Below are 18,600 nucleotides of genomic sequence, written 5' to 3'. Positions count from 1 at the left end.
AGAGTCATTTATGGAAAAGTCGAAGTTTCGCAAAATCGCTATCGTGCTTGTCCTGGTCGTGGTGACCGGTCTGGTTTTCTACAGCGCCCAGTCACCGGGAAAACCGCCGGAGTATCTGACTGCCACGGTCGAGCGCACCGACATCGAGAACGCGGTCCTGGCCACCGGGACGCTGCAGGGCGTCAAGCAGGTGGATGTCGGTGCCCAGGTGTCGGGCCAGTTGAAGTCACTCAAGGTCAAATTGGGCGACAAGGTCAAGAAAGGCCAGTGGCTGGCGGAAATCGACCCGCTGATTGCGCAGAATGCGCTTCGCCAGGCACAGGTCAATGAAGAGAACCTGATGGCGCGCCGGCAAGCCACCGCGGCCCAGCTCAAGGACGCCAAAGCCACTTACGAGCGCTATAAGGTGCTGCAACCGGACGACGCGATTTCCAAGCAGGAGTACGAAACCGCCGAGTCCAACTACCGGGTGGAAGCCGCCAACCTGTTGTCTCTCGATGCCCAGATAAAGGACGCCCGGATCCAGGTGGAAACGGCACGGGTCAACCTGGCCTATACCCACATCGTGGCGCCCATCGATGGTTATGTCGTAGGCATCGTGACCCAGGAAGGCCAGACCGTGATTGCCGAGCAACTGGCGCCGGTGCTGCTCAAGCTGGCCGACCTGGACACCATGACGGTCAAGGCACAGGTCTCCGAAGCCGATGTGATCCATATCGTGCCCGGGCAGGAGGTGTACTTCACCATCCTCGGTGAAGCGGAGAAACGCTACTACGCCACCCTGCGAGGCACCGAGCCGGCGCCGCAGAACTTCCTCGAAACCCAGACCGCCGGCACGCCCAAGCAGAACACTGCGGTGTTCTACAACAGCCTGTTCGACGTACCGAACCCTGACCATCGCTTGCGCATCTCGATGACCGCCCAGGTCCGTATCGTCCTGGACAAGGCCAAGGCGGTGCTGACGGTTCCGGTCGCGGCCCTGGGCGCGAAGAACCAGGACGGCAGCTACGTGGTCCGGGTGCTGGACGCCGAAGGCAAGGCGCAGCCCCGCAACGTGCGAACCGGCATCAATAATAACGTCCGGGCCGAAATCAAGGACGGCCTGGCCGAGGGCGACAAAGTCGTCATTGGCGAGCCGACCCCAGCCGTGGCGGGGGCCTGACCATGACGCGACCACTGTTGGAACTCAAGGGGATCACCCGCAGCTTTCAAGCGGGCGAAAAGGCGTTCATCGCGCTCAAGGACATCAACCTGACGATCAACGCCGGAGAAATCGTAGCGATCACCGGAGCGTCCGGTTCCGGTAAATCCACTCTGATGAATGTACTTGGCTGCCTCGACCACCCGAGTTCCGGCAGTTACAAGGTGGATGGACGCGAGACCGGTTCGATGGATGACCATGAGCTGGCGGTCCTGCGCCGCGATCACTTCGGGTTCATCTTCCAGCGTTACCACCTGCTGCCTCACCTCAGCGCCTTGCACAACGTCGAGATGCCGGCCATCTACGCGGGCGCCGCCGAGTCGCAACGCCACAGCCGGGCCGGGGAGCTGCTCGGTCGCCTGGGACTGGAGGGCCATCTGGCCAATCGACCGAGCCAGCTCTCCGGCGGGCAGCAGCAGCGGGTGAGTATCGCCCGGGCCCTGATGAATGGCGGCGAGATCATCCTGGCCGACGAACCCACCGGTGCACTGGACACCGCCAGCGGTCGGGAGGTGATGAAAATCCTGTTGGAGCTCAATGCGGCGGGGCACACGGTCATCATCGTGACCCACGACGACAAGGTTGCCGCCCATGCCCGGCGCATCATCGAAATCCGCGACGGCGAGATCGTCAGCGACCGACCCAACCCCCAGCGTCCACTGGAAGAACTGGCGCAACCGCAGGCACGTCCGGCCAGGGTCAAGCCGACGAACCGCCTGCTCGCCAGCTTCGGGCTGTTCAGCGAGGCGTTCAACATGGCGTGGGTGGCGCTGGTGTCTCATCGGATGCGCACCTTGTTGACCATGCTGGGGATCATCATCGGTATCACTTCGGTGGTCTCGATCGTGGCCATTGGTGAAGGGGTCAAGCAGTATGTCCTGAAGGACATCGAAGCGATCGGCAGCAATACGATCGAGATCATGCCTGGGGCCGACTGGGGGGACAGTCGCTCGACCGCCATCGAAACTCTGGTGTTGTCCGATGTCACGGCCCTGAGCGACCAGTACTACATCGACAGTGCCACCCCGAACCTGGGGCGCAACCTGTTGTTGCGCTATGAAAACATCGACGTCAATGCCACCGTCAATGGCGTGAGTTCTAGCTATTTCCAGGTGCGTGGAATCAAGATCGGCTCGGGGGTAAAGTTCAGCGAAGACGATGCCCGGCGCCAGTCGCAAGTGGTGGTGATCGACCATAACACCCGCCAGCGGCTGTTTGGTCCGAACACGGATCCGCTGGGCAAGGTGATCCTCGTCGACAACCTGCCTTGCACGGTCATCGGTGTGACCGAAGATCGCAAGAGTGTGTTCAATACGAACAAGAACTTGAATGTCTGGATGCCCTATGAAACCGCGGCCGGTCGATTGCTGGGCCAGCGCTTCCTGGACAGCATTACCGTACGGATCAAGGACGGGCAGCCGAGCAAGGCCGTGGAGGATAACGTCGTCAAGCTCCTTGAACAGCGCCATGGGATCAAGGACTTCTTCACCTATAACCTCGACAGTGTGTTGCAGACGGTGCAGAAGACCAGCCAGTCCCTGGCGCTGCTGCTCTCGTTGATCGCCGTCATTTCGCTGGTGGTGGGCGGTATCGGGGTGATGAACATCATGCTGGTCTCGGTGACAGAGCGCACCCGTGAGATCGGCATCCGCATGGCCGTCGGGGCCCGTCAGTCCGATATACGCCAGCAGTTCCTGGTGGAGGCGGTGATGGTGTGCCTCTTGGGAGGGACGATCGGCATCGCCTTGTCGTTCGGCATCGGCTATGTGTTTTCGATTTTCGTCCAGGAATGGCAAATGGTGTTTTCGATGGGGTCGATCATCACTGCGGTTGTCTGTTCGACGGTGATCGGCATCGTGTTCGGCTTCGTGCCTGCGCGCAATGCGGCGCGCCTTGACCCGATCAATGCCCTGGCGCGGGATTGACAAGGACGCGGGTGACGCAGGCAAGTGCAGGGGCGAGTCTGCTCGCAAGAGATGTTTTTGTGTTATGTTATCCGCTTTCGTTTGGCAGGAATTCTCATTCCTGCCTTGCGCGGACCAACGACCTTCGCCCCGAGTACTGCCATGAGCCTACCTTCAAGCGTGACGAGCCCGTCCGGCGTCCGTGCGCCTGCGCTTGCAACCCCCGCTGCAACCTCCGCTGTAACGACCAATGCCCGCATGCTCGCCATCGACGCCCTGCGCGGTTTCGTCATGCTGCTGATGCTGGTGGATCACGTCCGCGAGACCTTCTTGCTGCACCGTCAGGTCACGGACCCCATCGATGCGCTGAGCGTGACGCCGGACCTGTATTTCACCCGTTTGCTCAGCACACTTTGCGCACCCGTGTTCATTTTTCTGACCGGTTTGTCGGCCTGGCTCTACAGCCAGAAGCACACGGCCGGCGAGACTTCGCTGTTTCTGCTCAAACGTGGCCTGTTCCTGGTGTTCCTGGAAGTCACCTTCGTGTGTTTCGCCTGGAACGCCGAATTCCCGCCCAAGACACTGTGGTTGCAGGTGATCTGGTGCATTGGCATCTGCATGATCGTCCTGGCCGCCTTGCTGCACCTCAAGCGCAGTTGGTTGATCGTCCTCGGCGTGGCCATTGTCGCCGGCCACAACCTCCTCGATGGCGTGGTGCTGGGGCCTGATTCACCGTTCTTCGTGCCCTGGTCGATTCTTCACCAGCGCGCATTCATCGACATCACCGAGTTCACCCGGGCGCGTACCACGTATCCGGTATTGCCGTGGATCGGTGTGATCCTGCTGGGCTGGGCCATCGGGCCATGGTTCGGCAAAGAGGCGGCGCCGGCCGTGCGTTTGCGTCGCCTGCTACAGGTTGGCCTCGGGCTATTGCTGGCCTTCGTCTGCATCCGCTACCTGAACGTCTATGGCGACAAGCCCTGGGTCCAGACCGGCGATGCGCTGCGCACCGTCATGAGCTTCTTGAGCGCGACAAAGTATCCGCCCTCGCTGATGTTTCTGCTGCCGACCCTGGGCGTGGGCCTGATTCTGCTGGCGCTATTCGAGAAAGCCCGGCAACGGGGCGTCATTGCGCTGTTGGCGATCTATGGTGGCGCGCCGATGTTTTTCTATCTGCTGCACCTTTACGTGCTCAAGGCGCTGTACTTGATAGCGGTTGCGATCTGGGGTACCAACCAGGGTGCCTACTACGGCTTCGACCATCTGCCGATGGTATGGCTGTGGAGCGTGCTGTTGGGTGTCGTGCTGTTTTTCCCGACGCGCTGGTTCGCAGCGCTCAAACAACGTCGTCGCGATATCACGGTCCTGAAATACTTCTGAGTGACAAGATTCCCGTGGCTCCCTCGTCGAGGGGAGCCCATCGGGGCCATCAAATTGCCCCAATTTACCCAGTGCTTTTGTCAGGAATATGAAAAAGAGGCTTCGGTCTGCTTGTTTCATTATGTAAACTCCCCCCCGCTGCGACAATCGGGCACGGCCAGGCCAGACCCGATCAAGACCGTTTTGCAGTGTCCCTCACCCAGCTGAAGCCAAGACCTACAAGAAGTCAGTGCCGGAGAGACATAAAACCGAGGCCGCTGTTACGCGGCCCTGTAGGTCCATCCTCCAGTCCATTCGAACCAGACACGCTGGCGTTGCCGGCCATGGGCGTGGTCTATCCTTGAACAGGACCGGGGGGCGGAATGGCGTTCCATCCTAGGGATACACACATGTTGAAGAAAACACACACGGCGCTGCTGGGCCTGGCGATGGCGATGGGTCTTGCGACCACGCACGCCGCCGAGCCAAAAAAAGTGGATGTCCTGCTCATTGGTGCGGGCATCATGAGCTCGACACTCGGCGTTTGGTTCAATGAGCTGGAGCCGGGCTGGACCATGGAAATGGTCGAGCGCCTGGACGGTGTTGCGGAAGAAAGCTCCAACGGCTGGAACAACGCCGGTACGGGTCACTCCGCCCTGGCCGAGCTGAACTACACGCCGGAAGACAAGAACGGCAAGGTCGACATCTCCAAGGCCATCGAAATCAACGAAGCCTTCCAGATCTCCCGTCAGTTCTGGTCCTGGCAGGTCAAGCAGGGTGTGCTGAAGAACCCGCGCTCGTTTATCAATTCCACACCGCACATGAGCTTCCTGTGGGGCGACGAGAACATCGCCTTCCTGAAAAAACGCTATGAAGCTCTCCAGGCCAGCCCGCTGTTCGCCGGCATGCAGTACTCCGAAGACCCTGCGCAGATCAGCAAGTGGGTTCCACTGATGATGCAAGGGCGTGACCCGAGCCAGAAGGTGGCCGCCACCTGGAGTCCCCTGGGTACCGACGTGAACTTCGGTGAAATCACCCGTCAGTTCGCTGCTTATCTGCAAACCAAGCCGAACTTCTCGCTGAAACTGTCCAGCGAAGTGGAAGAGATCACCCGCAACGAAGACGGCACCTGGCGCGTTTCGTACAAGAACCTGAAGGACGGCACCGAAACCGAGACCGACGCCAAGTTCGTCTTCATCGGCGCTGGCGGCGGTGCTCTGCACCTGCTGCAGAAGTCCGACATTCCGGAAGCCCGTGAATACGCAGGCTTCCCGGTGGGCGGTTCGTTCCTGGTGACCGAAAACCCGACCGTCGCCCAGCTGCACCTGGCCAAGGCCTATGGCAAGGCTTCGGTTGGCGCGCCGCCGATGTCGGTTCCGCACCTCGATACCCGCGTGCTCGACGGCAAGCGTGTCATCCTGTTTGGGCCATTCGCGACGTTCTCCACCAAGTTCCTCAAGAACGGCTCGTACTTCGACCTGCTGACCAGCACCACCACCCACAACGTGTGGCCGATGACCAAGGTCGGTATTGAACAGTACCCGCTGGTCGAGTACCTGGCCGGTCAACTGATGCTGTCGGACGAAGACCGCTTCAACGCCCTGAAGGAGTACTTCCCCGAGGCCAAGCAGGAAGACTGGCGCCTGTGGCAAGCCGGCCAGCGCGTGCAGATCATCAAGCGTGACGAAGAGAAGGGCGGCGTCCTGAAACTCGGCACCGAAGTGGTCGCTTCCCAGGACGGCAGCATCGCCGGCTTGCTGGGTGCCTCGCCAGGCGCCTCGACTGCCGCGCCGATCATGCTGACCGTGCTTGAGAAAGTCTTCAAGGACAAGGTCGCCACCCCGGCCTGGCAGGAAAAACTGCGTCAGATCGTGCCGAGCTACGGCACCAAGCTCAACGACAGCCCCGAGCGTGTGGCTCAGGAATGGGCTTACACCAGCGAAGTCCTGCAACTGGACCCGCCGCCGGCCATCGGCAAGCCAGGCACCACCACGGCACCGGCGAAGCCCGCCGCTGCCCGCGAAAGCAACCCGGCGGCCGATATGGCGCTGTAAACCGGACGCTGTCTGGTAAGGTATAAGAACGCCGCTCATTGAGCGGCGTTTTTTATTTGGAGACGGTGGGTCAGGACCTTGATGTTGAATGTACCGCCGCAATCGCGAGCAGGCTCGCTCCCACAGTTATTTTGCGACGGCTTCAAGATTCAGCTATTGGGTACCAAACATCGCCGTCCAGTAAATCCCCGCATCGCTTTTCGGGTCCATGGCATAACCGGCGCCCAATTCCCGGTATTGCGGATTCATCAGATTGGCGCAATGCCCAGGGCTCGCCAGCCAGCCGTCCACCACCTTGAGGGCGGTGTCCTGGCCGGCGGCGATGTTCTCCCCGATCTGTTGGCCGAGATAGCCGGCCAGTTCGGCGCGGTCCCCGGGCATGCGGCCGTCCCGGTCCTTGTGGTCGAAGAAGTTATTGTTGGCCATGGCGCGGGCGTGGGTCACTCCAGCGAGGGCCAGGGTGGCGTTCCACGACAGCGGTGTGGTGGCCGAGAAGGCTTCGGTGCCGCAGCGGCGCGGCTGTGCGCGGGCACTGTTGATCAGCTTCAGCAGTTTCTGGCCTTCGGCCTGCCAGTCACCCAGGCGCGCCGACAGCAGCGGGCGCGCCAGCACAATGCGCCACTCGCGGTCCATGCGGCTGACCCCGATGTCGACGAACTGCGGGTCGAGCACGACCTGACAGAAACTCTCCTGCACGGCTTTCATCGCCGCCTGGGCATCCCGCGGGCCTGACAGGCTGATGGCCTGCACATTGACCATCGGATAGGCTGCCCGGGCCAGCGCTTGCTGCAGATCGCCGATGCCGTTGGCCGACAGGATCAGCCGCGAATCCATGGCCAGGGGTGGCAGTTCCAGCGAGGCCTGGCCGGCGCAGCTCTGGGACTGGCTGCGGTAGAGATTGATGGATTCGACCAGTTGCGTCTCTTCGGTGGCGGTGGCCCCGACGGCGAATGCCAGGCCGAGCGATAGCACGACCAGACGCATGGCGGATGAAATGGCACGCATGTAAATCTCCCTTGAGCGGACGGCGCCTATGATGCGCAATTTTTGCCCCCTTGGGGCAACGGTTTCACGCTCTATTGAAATCCCTGGAGTGACGCCGCCTGGCACCGCTCGGGATACTCCTCAAATCATGGGATCAATTTTGCGCCGAATAAGTCCGTTACCGTGGCTGCAATTTCATCTGGACGACAATCGCCCTGAATCTGCCTTCATGACCCGTGTCAAACTCGTGGAAGGCCAACGACAGAATCCGAATCATGCAAAAGAGCACCTACGAACTGCTGGAAGTCGCCAACGGCAAGCCCGTCAAGCTCTGGACCCAAGGGGTGCCGGTGGAAGCCGAGGCCCGCCAGCAACTCATGAACACAGCGAAGATGCCGTTCATCTTCAAGCATTTGGCGGTGATGCCCGATGTGCATCTGGGGAAAGGCTCGACCATTGGCAGTGTGATCCCCACCGTGGGGGCAATCATCCCCGCTGCCGTCGGGGTGGACATCGGCTGCGGCATGATCGCCGCCAGAACCTCGCTTACGGCTGCCGATCTTCCGGACAACCTCCACGGTTTACGCAGTGCCATTGAAAAAGCCGTGCCCCACGGGCGTACCGTCAGCCAGGGTGGGCGGGACAAAGGTGCATGGAACAGCGTTCCACAGCAGACCGACAGGGCCTGGGCTGCGCTGGCCGAGCGGTTCAAGGCGATCACCGACAAGTACCCGAAGCTGGCCAAGACCAATCATCGTCAGCACCTTGGCACCCTGGGTTCCGGTAACCATTTCATCGAGGTCTGCCTGGATGAGGCCAACCGGGTCTGGTTCATGTTGCACAGCGGCTCGCGCGGCGTGGGTAATGCCATTGGCAACCTGTTCATTCAATTGGCCCAGGCCGATATGCGCCAGCACCTTGCCAATCTGCCGGACCGTGACCTGGCGTATTTCGAAGAGGGAAGCCGGCATTTCGACGATTATGTCCAGGCGGTGGGGTGGGCCCAGGATTTCGCTCGTCAGAATCGCGCACTGATGATGGATGCGGTGATACACGCCACCCGCCAGGTCATCCGCAAGCCGTTCGACGTGGCGCTGGAAGCCGTCAACTGCCACCACAATTATGTGCAGAAGGAACGGCATTTCGGGCGTGACGTCCTGGTGACCCGCAAGGGCGCGGTGTCGGCGCACAAAGGTGAGCTGGGGATCATTCCCGGCTCGATGGGCGCCAAGAGTTTTATCGTCCGGGGCCTGGGCAACGAGGAGTCGTTCTGCTCCTGCAGCCATGGCGCAGGGCGGGTCATGAGTCGTACCCAGGCGAAAAAACGCTTCACCGTCGAAGATCAGGTTCGCGCCACCGCTCATGTGGAATGCCGCAAGGATGAGGCCGTGATCGACGAGATACCCATGGCCTACAAGGATATCGACCAGGTCATGCATGCCCAGCGTGAGCTGGTCGAGGTGCTGCACACGTTGCGCCAGGTGGTCTGTGTCAAAGGTTAGCGGAGCCCGTCATGTTGAATGTGATTGAAAGACACGCCAGCGCTGCCTTGCGCCAGCGCATGGAAAAGGCCGGTTGCGCCTTCGATTTCCTCGTGCTCGCCCCCGAGGCCGGCGAGGCGATCTCCCCGGCGCTTCATCGCCGGGCCGTGGATCAGTTGTTCCAGTCCATCAGGAACCTGTGGCTGGAGCGGCATCGCGAGTTGGTGCGCGATCCCCGCTTTGCCGGCGCCGCGCCTCCCGATATGAGCTGGGATCTGGACAAGGCCATGCCCAGGCCTCTGGATTCGCAAGAAGTCGCCCAACTCCTGCACGTGGACAAGGATGAACGCAATCCACCACCTTTCGCCCTGTACCAGGCCTATTGCGAGCCGCCTTACGGCACCCGTTTCGTCGATGACAGCCCACAAGCACTGTTCAAGGACTGGCTCGATCTGCTCGGGCTCGAAGTCGGTGTCGAGGTGCTGACCTGGGTCGATAACTTCAACGTCGACTGGCTGGCCAGCGACGAACCCGATCCGGCGCGCGATCCCTGGAGCAATTACTTCGAGGATGGGCTGGAGTGGTGGGGCGTGTGGTGCCTCAGTATCTGGAATCCCCGCCGCCGCCTGTTGAGCGTGCTGGCGGCCAGCACCACGGATTGAATTAACAACGGCCTGGCATGCGTCAGCGCACCGCATGCACCTCACCTGCCGGCACGGCGCGAGTCATCACGCTGATGGCCGCCAGGGCGGCGACCACCAATCCTGGCGACGTCGCCAGCAGCACACCCGTCGTGCCTGCCCCGGCCGCCAGGATCTGCCCGGCGGCCAAGGGACCGGCCACCGAACCCAGGCGTCCAATGGCAACCGCCGCACCGACGCCAGTCGCCCGTACGGCAGTGGGATAGGAGGGGGGCGCCAAGGCATAAAGCACCAGCTGCGCGGCCATGACGAACAGTCCGGCAGCGAAACCGGCCATGCTCATCGGCACGATGCCGACCGAAAAGCCCACTCCCGCCAGGGCACTCAACAAACCGGCGTAGACGAACAGCACCACCTTGATGCCATTGCAACGGTCCAGCAACAAGCCGCCGATCAGCGAACCGAGGGCTCCGCCGATATTGAACAGCATTTGTACCAGGCCAGCCTGGGGCTTGCTGAAGCCTTGTTCCACCAGCAACGTTGGCAGCCAGTTGAGCAGCATGTACATCACCGTCAGGGTGAAGAAGTAACTCATCCAGAGGGCAAGGGTGGTCCGGCTGCGACCCCCGCCGAACAGTGCCTGGCCAGTAGAGCCACGGGCTTGTGACTCAGTCGCTCGCGCCTGGCGAAAAGCGCTGGACTCCGGCAGCCACAACAGCATCAACGGCACCGCCAGCAACGGCGCCAGGCCACCGATGAAAAACGTCATCTGCCAGTGTTCGCCCGACAGCATGGCGACCACCGCCGCCAACGCTCCCCCTAGCGGAACCCCCGCGTACATCACGCTGATCGCCGTGCCACGTCGTTGTTCGCCCACGGCCTCGGCGCACAAGGCAATGAGGTTGGGCAGGGCGGCGCCAAGGCCCAGGCCGGTCATGAAGCGCACCAGTAGCAGGCTGGAGACGTCTTCTACGTGAGCGGTGCCGAGGGAAAAGACCCCGAACAGCAATACAGCACTGATCAGGATTTTCTTGCGACCGATGCGATCGGCGATCCAGCCGCCGAAGAAAGCACCCGGCAGCAAACCGATGATGCCGGCACTGAATACCCAGCCCATCATCTTCGGGTCCAGGGCAAACGTCTGTCGCAGACCGGCGGCAGCGGTGCCGGCCGATTGCAGGTCGAAACCCTCGATCAACGCAACGATAAAACACAAGGCAATGGTCAGCGTTGCACGACGCGCCGAATGGTTCATGACAAGTCCTCTTATTGTTTTTGTCGGGGCGCCGGTTATCGAACCGGCTTGCAGCGGAATTTAGATTAACAAAGATAACTAAAAAACGATTGATATTTGTCGATGCTTTATCGATGGCAATTTATTCAGGAAAATCAGTGGCTTGATTTTGGAAACCAATAAGGCGGAAAAATAAGTTAATTATATTAATGTTCGATTATCGGTCATTTCTGGTTGACGGCCACCGCGATGGATTTCCATTCTTGCGTCCGGTATCCCTGCTCGCCAGTAGGGTTTCGATCAAAAAAACAACAATAACGGACTTCGAACATGGCCAATCTTTCCCGGGGCGCTCGTGCATCGGCCCCTGTCACGCACCTCGCTCCATTGCTGGCCAGCCTCGGGCTGAGCCTGTATTCGGTCACGGCCTCGGCTCAAGGTTTTCTCGACGACAGCCATGGCACCCTGACGCTGCGCAATTACTACATGGATCGCGACTACAAGGATGATGGCGCCAAGACCGCCGCCCGGGAGTGGGCCCAGGGTGTGATCATGAACGTGGAGTCGGGTTATACGGCGGGCACTGTCGGTTTCGGCCTGGATGCCCGCGGTTTGATGGGGATCAAGCTCGACTCTTCGCCCGATCGCAGCGGCACCGAACTGCTGCCGGTGTCCAGCCGCGACAGGCGCGCTCCGGATGAGTATTCGCGCCTGGCCCTGACGGGCAAGCTGCGCGTCGGCCAGACCACCGTGAAAACAGGCGACGTATCGATCTTCCTGCCGTTTGCGTTCGCCAGTCCCTCACGGCTGCTACCGCAGACCTTCCGCGGCACGACGCTCAGTTCAAAGGATTTCGACGGATTGACGCTCAATACCGGCTACATCGACCGCATCAACCGGCGCGATTCCACCGACTATCAACCGATGAGCATTGCGTCCCCCAATCGGCGTTTCAACGGTGCGGCCACTTCGTCCCACCTGGTTTATGCCGGCGGTGATTACCAGGTCGATAAGGCGCTCAGCCTGCGGGCCTATCATGCCGAAGTGGCGGACCTGTACCGGCAGGACACTCTGGCGCTGTTGCATGACCTGCCGCTTGGAAACGGGGTGCTGACCACTGATCTGCGCAGCTTTTTCAGCGCTGAAGACGGTGCCGCCAAGGCTGGAAAGGTGGACAACCGCAACGTCTCGGCGTTGTTCGGCTACCGCTGGGGCGGACATCGCGTCAGCCTGGGCTACATGCATGCCAGTGGCGATACCGCCACGCCTTATGTGTCCGGCACCGAGCTGATGGGCTTGAGTGAAATGACCATGAGCTCGGATTTTCTCAACGCACGAGAGCGTACCTGGCAGGCGATTCATGACTACGACTTCGCCGCGGTGGGCGTGCCGGGCCTGAGGACTCGATTGCGTTATGTGCGTGGCGATCACATCGAGCTGGCGGCCTTCGAGGCCGAGGATCGCAAGGAGCGGGAGTTCCAGATGGAGCTGGGGTATGTGATCCAGAGTGGCCCGCTGAAAAACGTCGGGCTGCTGGCGCGCAAGTCGATCTACCGCAACGACTTTCCGGCGGCTGCGGCGTTTCGTGACGAGAACCAGACCCGATTCCTGGTGACCTACAGCGTGCCGATCTGGTAGGGCCCGACGCGACGGTGGCGAGGTGGTTCATACCCTCGCCAACGTGTGTATCGGGGCGTCTATGACTGATAGACCTTCTTCAGCAAACGCAGCAGTTGCTCCCGCTCCGCGCCCGAAAGGGCGGCCGTGGACTCCAGATCACTCTGGGAGGCGATCTGCTTGAGTTCCTTGAGCAGGGTTTCGCCGGTCTTGCTCAGGAATATCCCGTAAGAGCGCTTGTCCGGCTTGCAGCGCACCCGTACGGCCAGTGCCCGACTTTCCAGTTTGTTCAACAGTGGTACCACCTGTGGCGGTTCGATTGCCAGGGCCTTGGCCAGGTCGGCCTGCATCAGGCCGGGATTCTGGTCGATGATCGCCAGGGCGGAGAACTGGGCGGGCCGCAGGTCGTGGACGGCGAGCCGGCCGATCAGGTTCTGGAACAATTTCAACTGAGCGCGGCGCAAGGCGTAACCGATCAGGTCGTCCAGTGCGGAGTCCAGTGGCGCCTGCGCGCCGGCGACATCAGCCACGGCCTCGGCGGCTTCGGCAAGTTTTGCAGACTTGGCCATTGAAAAAAGCATCCTCAAGGTGAGTGATTAACAAGGCTATCCAGTTTGCCGGGGTTGTGAGGCGCTGGCTACGGTCGATTGAATATTCGTCTATCCGGCGTACAGCGAGTCGGACGTCCTGATTCAGATAAATCGATTAATAGTTAATTGACATAACTAGTTTTGCGGTTTAGCTTCTGCTCATCTTCAGCCCAGAACAAGAGAGCATGCGTCATGAGCAATTACGAAGGTCGCTGGACAACCGTCAAGGTGGACATTGAGGAGGGCATTGCCTGGGTTACCCTCAATCGTCCGGAAAAACGCAACGCCATGAGCCCGACCCTCAACCGTGAAATGGTCGACGTGCTCGAAACCCTCGAACAGGACCCAGCCGCCGGCGTGCTCGTGCTCACTGGCGCGGGGGATTCCTGGACCGCAGGCATGGACCTCAAGGAGTACTTCCGCGAGGTGGATGCCGGGCCGGAAATCCTCCAGGAAAAGATCCGCCGCGACGCCTCGCAATGGCAATGGCGACTGCTGCGCATGTATGCCAAGCCCACCATTGCCATGGTCAATGGCTGGTGCTTTGGTGGCGGCTTCAGTCCGCTGGTGGCGTGCGACCTGGCGATCTGCGCCGACGAAGCCACGTTCGGCCTTTCGGAAATCAACTGGGGCATCCCGCCCGGCAACCTCGTCAGCAAGGCCATGGCCGATACCGTCGGTCACCGTCAGTCGCTGTACTACATCATGACCGGCAAGACGTTCGACGGGCCAAAGGCGGCCGAGATGGGCCTGGTCAATGAGAGCGTGCCCCTGGCGCAACTGCGCGAAGTCACCGTGGCGCTGGCGCGCAACCTGCTGGAGAAGAACCCGGTGGTGCTGCGGGCTGCCAAGCACGGGTTCAAGCGCTGCCGCGAGCTGACCTGGGAGCAGAACGAAGACTACCTGTACGCCAAGCTCGACCAGTCGCGCCTGCTGGACAAGGAGGGCGGTCGTGAGCAGGGCATGAAGCAATTCCTGGACGACAAGAGCATCAAGCCGGGGCTGCAAGCCTATAAGCGCTGAACGGCGAGGGCTGGCGACTGTCCGTCGAGGGCCCTCGACGCTACTGTGAACGTATTCCGATAAAGACAATAAAGAGGAATCACCATGCTGGACGTGCCATTGTTGATCGGCGGCCAGTCGTGCCCCGCCCGTGACGGTCGGACTTTCGAACGTTGCAACCCGGTGACCGGCGAAGTCGTCTCGCGCGTGGCCGCTGCCACTCTGGAAGACGCCGACGCGGCGGTCGCGGCCGCGCAAGCCGCGTTTCCCGCCTGGGCCGCGCTGGCCCCCAATGAACGCCGTACCCGTCTGTTGCGAGCGGCCGAGCAGTTGCAGGCCCGCAGCGGTGAGTTCGTCGCCGCAGCTGGCGAGACCGGTGCAATGGCCAACTGGTACGGTTTCAACGTGCATCTGGCGGCCAACATGCTGCGTGAAGCCGCGGCCATGACGACCCGGATCAATGGCGAAATCATTCCCTCGGACGTGCCCGGCAGTTTCGCCATGGCCCTGCGGCAACCCTGTGGCGTGGTGCTGGGCATTGCGCCGTGGAACGCTCCGGTGATCCTCGCCACCCGCGCCATCGCCATGCCCTTGGCCTGCGGCAATACCGTGGTGCTCAAGGCTTCGGAAATCAGCCCGGCGGTGCACAGGCTCATCGGTCAGGTGTTGCAGGATGCCGGCCTGGGCGATGGCGTGGTCAATGTGATCTGCAACGCGCCGAAGGACGCTCCGGCGATTGTCGAACGCCTGATTGCCAACCCCGCGGTGCGTCGCGTCAATTTCACCGGTTCGACCCATGTCGGGCGCATTGTCGGTGAGCTGTCGGCCCGTCATCTCAAGCCGGCCCTGTTGGAGCTGGGTGGCAAGGCGCCGTTTCTGGTATTGGCCGACGCCGACCTGGACGCTGCGGTGGACGCGGCGGCCTTCGGGGCGTATTTCAATCAGGGGCAAATCTGCATGTCCACCGAGCGGCTGATCGTTGACGCGAGCGTAGCCGATGCGTTTGTCGCCCGTTTGACGGCCAAGATCGCCACGTTGCGCGCCGGCGCCCCGACATCCCCCGATTCGGTGTTGGGTTCGCTGGTGGATGTCAGCGCCGGCCTGCGCATCAAAGGCCTGATCGACGATGCCCTGGACAAAGGCGCGACGCTGCTGGCAGGCGGTCAGTTGGACGGCAGCATCCTGCAGCCGACCTTGCTCGATGGCGTGACTGCGCAGATGCGGCTTTATCACGAAGAGTCATTCGGCCCCGTAGCGGTGGTGTTGCGCGGCGAGGGTGATGAGGAGCTGCTGCGCCTGGCGAATGACTCCGAGTTCGGCCTGTCGGCAGCCATTTTCAGCCGCGACACCGCCCGAGCGCTGGCCCTGGCCCAACGGGTCGAGTCGGGCATTTGCCACATCAACGGTCCGACGGTGCACGACGAGGCGCAGATGCCCTTCGGCGGCGTCAAGTCCAGCGGTTACGGCAGCTTTGGCGGCAAGGCGTCCATCGAGCATTTCACCCAGTTGCGTTGGGTGACGATGCAGAACGGACCCCGGCATTACCCGATCTGAAATCCGCCGCATCGCCGGCCATCCCTAATAACGACAAGATCGCAGCCAGACGCTGCCGCGCTCCGCTCGTGTGAAATGCGACCCGAGCGCGCCTTGGTGGAGGAAATGTACGTGAGTTCCGAGTTCAGATCGTCCTCCCGACCCGGCCCCGGGCGTTATCGCCAGGTGTCGATTGGTCACCCCGCCGTTGAGGTCAGCGAGGAGCAGGGCATCCTCCATATGCGATCCCTGGAAACCCTGGCCCCGTTGCCGGCGCGTTTGCTCGATCGGTTGGTGCATTGGGCCGAGAGGCGCCCGCAAGAGACCTTCATCGCTGCCCGCGTGGCCGGTGGTGAGTGGCGCCGGGTCAGTTATGCCCAGATGCTCGACAGCGTCCGGGCCATTGCCCAATGCCTGCTGGGCTACGGCTTGTCCGCCGACAAGCCGCTGGTCCTGCTTTCAGGCAACGACATCGAACACCTGCAAATGGCCCTCGGCGCGATGTACGCCGGCATTCCCTATTGCCCGGTGTCGCCGGCCTATTCATTGTTGTCCCAGGATTTCGCCAAGCTGCGGCATGTCTGCGACCTGCTGCAACCGGGGCTGGTATTCGTCAGCCAGGCTGCGCCTTTCGAGCGGGCGATCAACGCGGTGTTGCCGGCAAACATTCCGTTGGTCACAGTAAGCGGCGAGATACCTGGACGAGCCCGGACAAGCTTCGCCAGCCTGCTGGCGCAACCCGGCGGTGCCGAAGCCGAACGGGCCTTCGCCGCGACCGGCCCCGACAGCATCGCCAAGTTTCTCTTTACCTCGGGCTCCACCAAGTTGCCCAAGGCCGTGATCACCACCCAGCGCATGCTCTGCGCCAACCAGCAAATGCTGTTGCAGACCTTCCCGGTGTTCGGCGAAGCCCCGCCTGTGCTGGTGGACTGGTTGCCGTGGAACCACACGTTCGGCGGCAGTCACAACGTCGGTATCGTGCTGTACAACGGCGGCACGTTTTACCTGGACGACGGCAAACCCACCGCCCAGGGTTTCGCCGAAACCCTGCGCAATCTCAAGGAAATTTCCCCCACGGCTTACTTGACCGTGCCCAAAGGCTGGGAGGAATTGGTCAGCGCCCTGGAGCAGGACGGCGAACTGCGCGAACGCTTTTTCGCGCGCATCAGTCTGTTCTTCTTCGCGGCGGCAGGGTTGTCCCAGAGCACCTGGGACCGGCTCGACAGAGTGGCTGAACAGCACTGTGGCGAACGGATCCGCATGATGGCGGGGCTGGGTATGACCGAGGCGTCGCCGTCCTGCACCTTTACCACCGGGCCACTGTCCATGGCCGGCTACATCGGGCTGCCGGCACCGGGTTGCGAGGTGCGCCTGGTGCCGGTGGACGGCAAGTTCGAGGGGCGCTTTCGCGGGCCGCACATCATGCCCGGCTATTGGCGCTCGCCACAGCAGACCGCCGAGGTGTTCGACGCGGACGGCTTCTACTGTTCGGGCGATGCGATCAAGCTGGCCGATCCAGGAAACCCACAGTTGGGGCTGATGTTCGACGGGCGAATCGCCGAGGATTTCAAACTGTCTTCCGGTGTCTTCGTCAGCGTGGGACCGTTGCGCAATCGGGCAGTGCTGGAGGGCACCCCGTACCTGCTGGACCTGGTGGTGACCGCGCCGGATCGCGAGTGCCTGGGGGCGTTGGTGTTCCCGAGATTGCCCGAATGCCGACGCCTGTCGGGCCTGCCGCCGGACGCCAGCGACGCCCAGGTGCTTGCCAGCGAGCCGGTGCGCCAGTGGTTCGCCGATTGGCTGCAACGCCTGAACCGTGAAGCCAGCGGCAATGCCAGTCGTGTGGAGTGGATTGCTCTGCTCGACGAACCGCCGTCCATCGACCGGGGGGAAATCACCGACAAGGGCTCGCTCAACCAGCGTGCGGTGTTGCAGTGGCGAGCGGCGAAAGTCGAGGCGCTGTATCGCGGAGAAGATGCCTCGATCCTGCGGGCGGGGGACAGCGGCTGAACATCAGGGGCCGGCCAACGCTTCGGGAGCAAGGCTTGCCCGCGATGGCGGTGGGGCAGCAACATTGATGTTGACTGATGTTCTGCTATCGCGAGCCTGCTCGCGATAGCGGTCCGCCGGACAAGCTGATCTACCTGCCCCACCGCCATCTCGGGCAAGCCTTGCTTCCACAACGATTTCCTCCACGTCTATTACACCCCCGCCGTGACACCCAGTCCCAGGCCTTCTACTATGGCGGCTGTCTTTTTCCCTGGAAGTCTGTGGATGAGTAAGCCCGGCCAAACGGTGCTGGTTGCATTGCGCAAGATGATCGCCTCCGGTGAGTTGGCGGCCGGTGAGCGGCTGATGGAGATTCCTACCGCGCAGTTGTTCGGTGTTTCGCGGATGCCGGTGCGCATGGCGTTCCGGACCCTGGAGCAGGAAGGGCTGCTGGTGCGTTTTGGCGGTCGGGGTTTCCAGGTGCGTTCGGTCAGCGCCGAGGACATTGCCGGTGCCGTCGAGGTGCGCGGCGTGCTGGAAGGCCTGGCGGCCCGGCAGACGGCCGAGCGCGGCCTGTCCGAAGAGGCTCGTGCCACGCTCGAACGATGCCTGGTGCAGGGCGATGAGTTGTTCGCCAAGGGTTATGTGACCGAGGAAGACCTGGAGGTCTATCACGACCTCAACATGCGCTTTCACCAGGTGATCGTCGAAGGCAGCCACAACCCGGCGATTGCCGACGCGCTTGCCCGCAACGACCATCTGCCATTCGCTTCGGTCACTGCACTGGCGGTAGACCGGCAGAACATGGCCGGCGAGTATCGTCGTTTCAACTATGCCCACATGCAGCATCACTCAGTGTTCGACGCCTTGATCCATCGCCAGGGCGCACGGGCCGAGGCGATCATGCGCGAACATGCCAACGCCACCTTGCGCTATGCCGAGGTATTCGGTTCGACCCTGGCCGATGAGCGGATGAAGGTGATCCTTCGTCCGGAGTGAACATGGATGCCT

Annotated in this window: 14 protein-coding genes; 11 read left to right on the top strand and 3 right to left on the bottom strand. The window is 61.8% G+C overall.

All coding sequences use genetic code 11. The features are described 5' to 3' along the window. Positions 1–10: 10 nt before the first annotated feature. The 4 genes from macA to mqo all read left to right on the top strand — a co-directional run bounded on the left by macA (position 11) and on the right by mqo (position 6,518). Positions 11–1,162 (top strand): macrolide transporter subunit MacA, encoded by a 1,152-nt coding sequence (macA, locus tag EGM97_RS11940; RefSeq protein ID WP_238964590.1) that lies wholly within the window; start codon positions 11–13, stop codon positions 1,160–1,162. Between the two features lie 2 nt (positions 1,163–1,164). Then, positions 1,165–3,126 carry a MacB family efflux pump subunit gene (locus tag EGM97_RS11935; RefSeq protein WP_238964591.1) on the top strand — a complete coding sequence of 654 codons (1,962 nt, stop codon included), beginning with the start codon at positions 1,165–1,167 and terminating at the stop codon, positions 3,124–3,126. A 141-nt stretch (positions 3,127–3,267) separates the two neighbouring features. Beyond that, complete coding sequence (locus EGM97_RS11930) at positions 3,268–4,485, top strand: acetyltransferase domain-containing protein (protein WP_238964593.1); 1,218 nt, start codon at positions 3,268–3,270, stop codon at positions 4,483–4,485. Between the two features lie 389 nt (positions 4,486–4,874). After that, positions 4,875–6,518, top strand: coding sequence for a malate dehydrogenase (quinone) (gene mqo, locus EGM97_RS11925; RefSeq protein ID WP_238964595.1), 1,644 nt, complete (start codon positions 4,875–4,877; stop codon positions 6,516–6,518). A gap of 153 nt (positions 6,519–6,671) precedes the next feature. Here mqo and EGM97_RS11920 read toward each other — a convergent pair whose 3' ends face one another. After that, positions 6,672–7,523, bottom strand: coding sequence for a CAP domain-containing protein (locus tag EGM97_RS11920; RefSeq protein WP_238964597.1), 852 nt, complete (start codon positions 7,521–7,523; stop codon positions 6,672–6,674). Positions 7,524–7,777: 254 nt separating this feature from the next. Here EGM97_RS11920 and EGM97_RS11915 point away from each other — a divergent pair, with 254 nt between their 5' ends. After that, entirely contained in the window at positions 7,778–9,004 is a 1,227-nt protein-coding gene (locus EGM97_RS11915) for an RtcB family protein (RefSeq protein ID WP_238964605.1), read from the top strand. An 11-nt stretch (positions 9,005–9,015) separates the two neighbouring features. Next, complete coding sequence (locus EGM97_RS11910; protein WP_238964607.1) at positions 9,016–9,645, top strand: hypothetical protein; 630 nt, start codon at positions 9,016–9,018, stop codon at positions 9,643–9,645. 22 nt (positions 9,646–9,667) lie between these two features. Here EGM97_RS11910 and mhpT read toward each other — a convergent pair whose 3' ends face one another. Continuing rightward, complete coding sequence (gene mhpT / locus EGM97_RS11905; RefSeq protein ID WP_238964608.1) at positions 9,668–10,879, bottom strand: 3-(3-hydroxy-phenyl)propionate transporter MhpT; 1,212 nt, start codon at positions 10,877–10,879, stop codon at positions 9,668–9,670. 309 nt (positions 10,880–11,188) lie between these two features. Here mhpT and EGM97_RS11900 point away from each other — a divergent pair, with 309 nt between their 5' ends. Continuing rightward, positions 11,189–12,496, top strand: a complete 1,308-nt coding sequence (locus tag EGM97_RS11900) for an OprD family porin (protein WP_238964609.1) — start codon at positions 11,189–11,191, stop codon at positions 12,494–12,496. 59 nt (positions 12,497–12,555) lie between these two features. Here EGM97_RS11900 and EGM97_RS11895 read toward each other — a convergent pair whose 3' ends face one another. Next, on the bottom strand, positions 12,556–13,044 hold the full coding sequence (locus EGM97_RS11895) for a MarR family winged helix-turn-helix transcriptional regulator (protein ID WP_238964611.1): 489 nt from the start codon (positions 13,042–13,044) through the stop codon (positions 12,556–12,558). Between the two features lie 213 nt (positions 13,045–13,257). On the opposite strand from EGM97_RS11895, the gene EGM97_RS11890 reads away from it, so the two are divergent. The 4 genes from EGM97_RS11890 (at position 13,258) to EGM97_RS11875 (ending at position 18,588) form a co-directional block, all read left to right on the top strand. Further along, positions 13,258–14,088, top strand: coding sequence for a p-hydroxycinnamoyl CoA hydratase/lyase (locus EGM97_RS11890; RefSeq protein ID WP_238964612.1), 831 nt, complete (start codon positions 13,258–13,260; stop codon positions 14,086–14,088). Positions 14,089–14,172: 84 nt separating this feature from the next. Then, a complete protein-coding gene (locus EGM97_RS11885) occupies positions 14,173–15,621 on the top strand; it encodes an aldehyde dehydrogenase (RefSeq protein WP_238964613.1) in 1,449 nt (482 codons plus the stop codon). Between the two features lie 111 nt (positions 15,622–15,732). Continuing rightward, complete coding sequence (locus tag EGM97_RS11880; protein WP_238964614.1) at positions 15,733–17,610, top strand: feruloyl-CoA synthase; 1,878 nt, start codon at positions 15,733–15,735, stop codon at positions 17,608–17,610. A 264-nt stretch (positions 17,611–17,874) separates the two neighbouring features. Then, positions 17,875–18,588, top strand: a complete 714-nt coding sequence (locus EGM97_RS11875; RefSeq protein ID WP_238964616.1) for a GntR family transcriptional regulator — start codon at positions 17,875–17,877, stop codon at positions 18,586–18,588. Positions 18,589–18,600: the final 12 nt, after the last annotated feature.

The sequence above is a fragment of the Pseudomonas sp. AF32 genome (assembly GCF_022342325.2).
Classification (GTDB): Bacteria; Pseudomonadota; Gammaproteobacteria; order Pseudomonadales; family Pseudomonadaceae; genus Aquipseudomonas; species Aquipseudomonas uvaldensis.
Note: the sequence above shows the minus strand (reverse complement) of the source record. Positions and strands in the feature narration are given on the sequence as shown.

Coding starts and splice junctions, on each gene's coding strand:
- EGM97_RS11875 (WP_238964616.1), top strand. CDS start 17,875: ATGAGTAAGCCCGGCCAAACGGTGCTGGTTGCATTGCGCAAGATGATC.
- EGM97_RS11895 (WP_238964611.1), bottom strand. CDS start 13,044: ATGGCCAAGTCTGCAAAACTTGCCGAAGCCGCCGAGGCCGTGGCTGAT.
- EGM97_RS11915 (WP_238964605.1), top strand. CDS start 7,778: ATGCAAAAGAGCACCTACGAACTGCTGGAAGTCGCCAACGGCAAGCCC.
- EGM97_RS11935 (WP_238964591.1), top strand. CDS start 1,165: ATGACGCGACCACTGTTGGAACTCAAGGGGATCACCCGCAGCTTTCAA.
- mqo (WP_238964595.1), top strand. CDS start 4,875: ATGTTGAAGAAAACACACACGGCGCTGCTGGGCCTGGCGATGGCGATG.
- EGM97_RS11920 (WP_238964597.1), bottom strand. CDS start 7,523: ATGCGTGCCATTTCATCCGCCATGCGTCTGGTCGTGCTATCGCTCGGC.
- EGM97_RS11930 (WP_238964593.1), top strand. CDS start 3,268: ATGAGCCTACCTTCAAGCGTGACGAGCCCGTCCGGCGTCCGTGCGCCT.
- EGM97_RS11900 (WP_238964609.1), top strand. CDS start 11,189: ATGGCCAATCTTTCCCGGGGCGCTCGTGCATCGGCCCCTGTCACGCAC.
- mhpT (WP_238964608.1), bottom strand. CDS start 10,879: ATGAACCATTCGGCGCGTCGTGCAACGCTGACCATTGCCTTGTGTTTT.
- macA (WP_238964590.1), top strand. CDS start 11: ATGGAAAAGTCGAAGTTTCGCAAAATCGCTATCGTGCTTGTCCTGGTC.
- EGM97_RS11885 (WP_238964613.1), top strand. CDS start 14,173: ATGCTGGACGTGCCATTGTTGATCGGCGGCCAGTCGTGCCCCGCCCGT.
- EGM97_RS11910 (WP_238964607.1), top strand. CDS start 9,016: ATGTTGAATGTGATTGAAAGACACGCCAGCGCTGCCTTGCGCCAGCGC.
- EGM97_RS11890 (WP_238964612.1), top strand. CDS start 13,258: ATGAGCAATTACGAAGGTCGCTGGACAACCGTCAAGGTGGACATTGAG.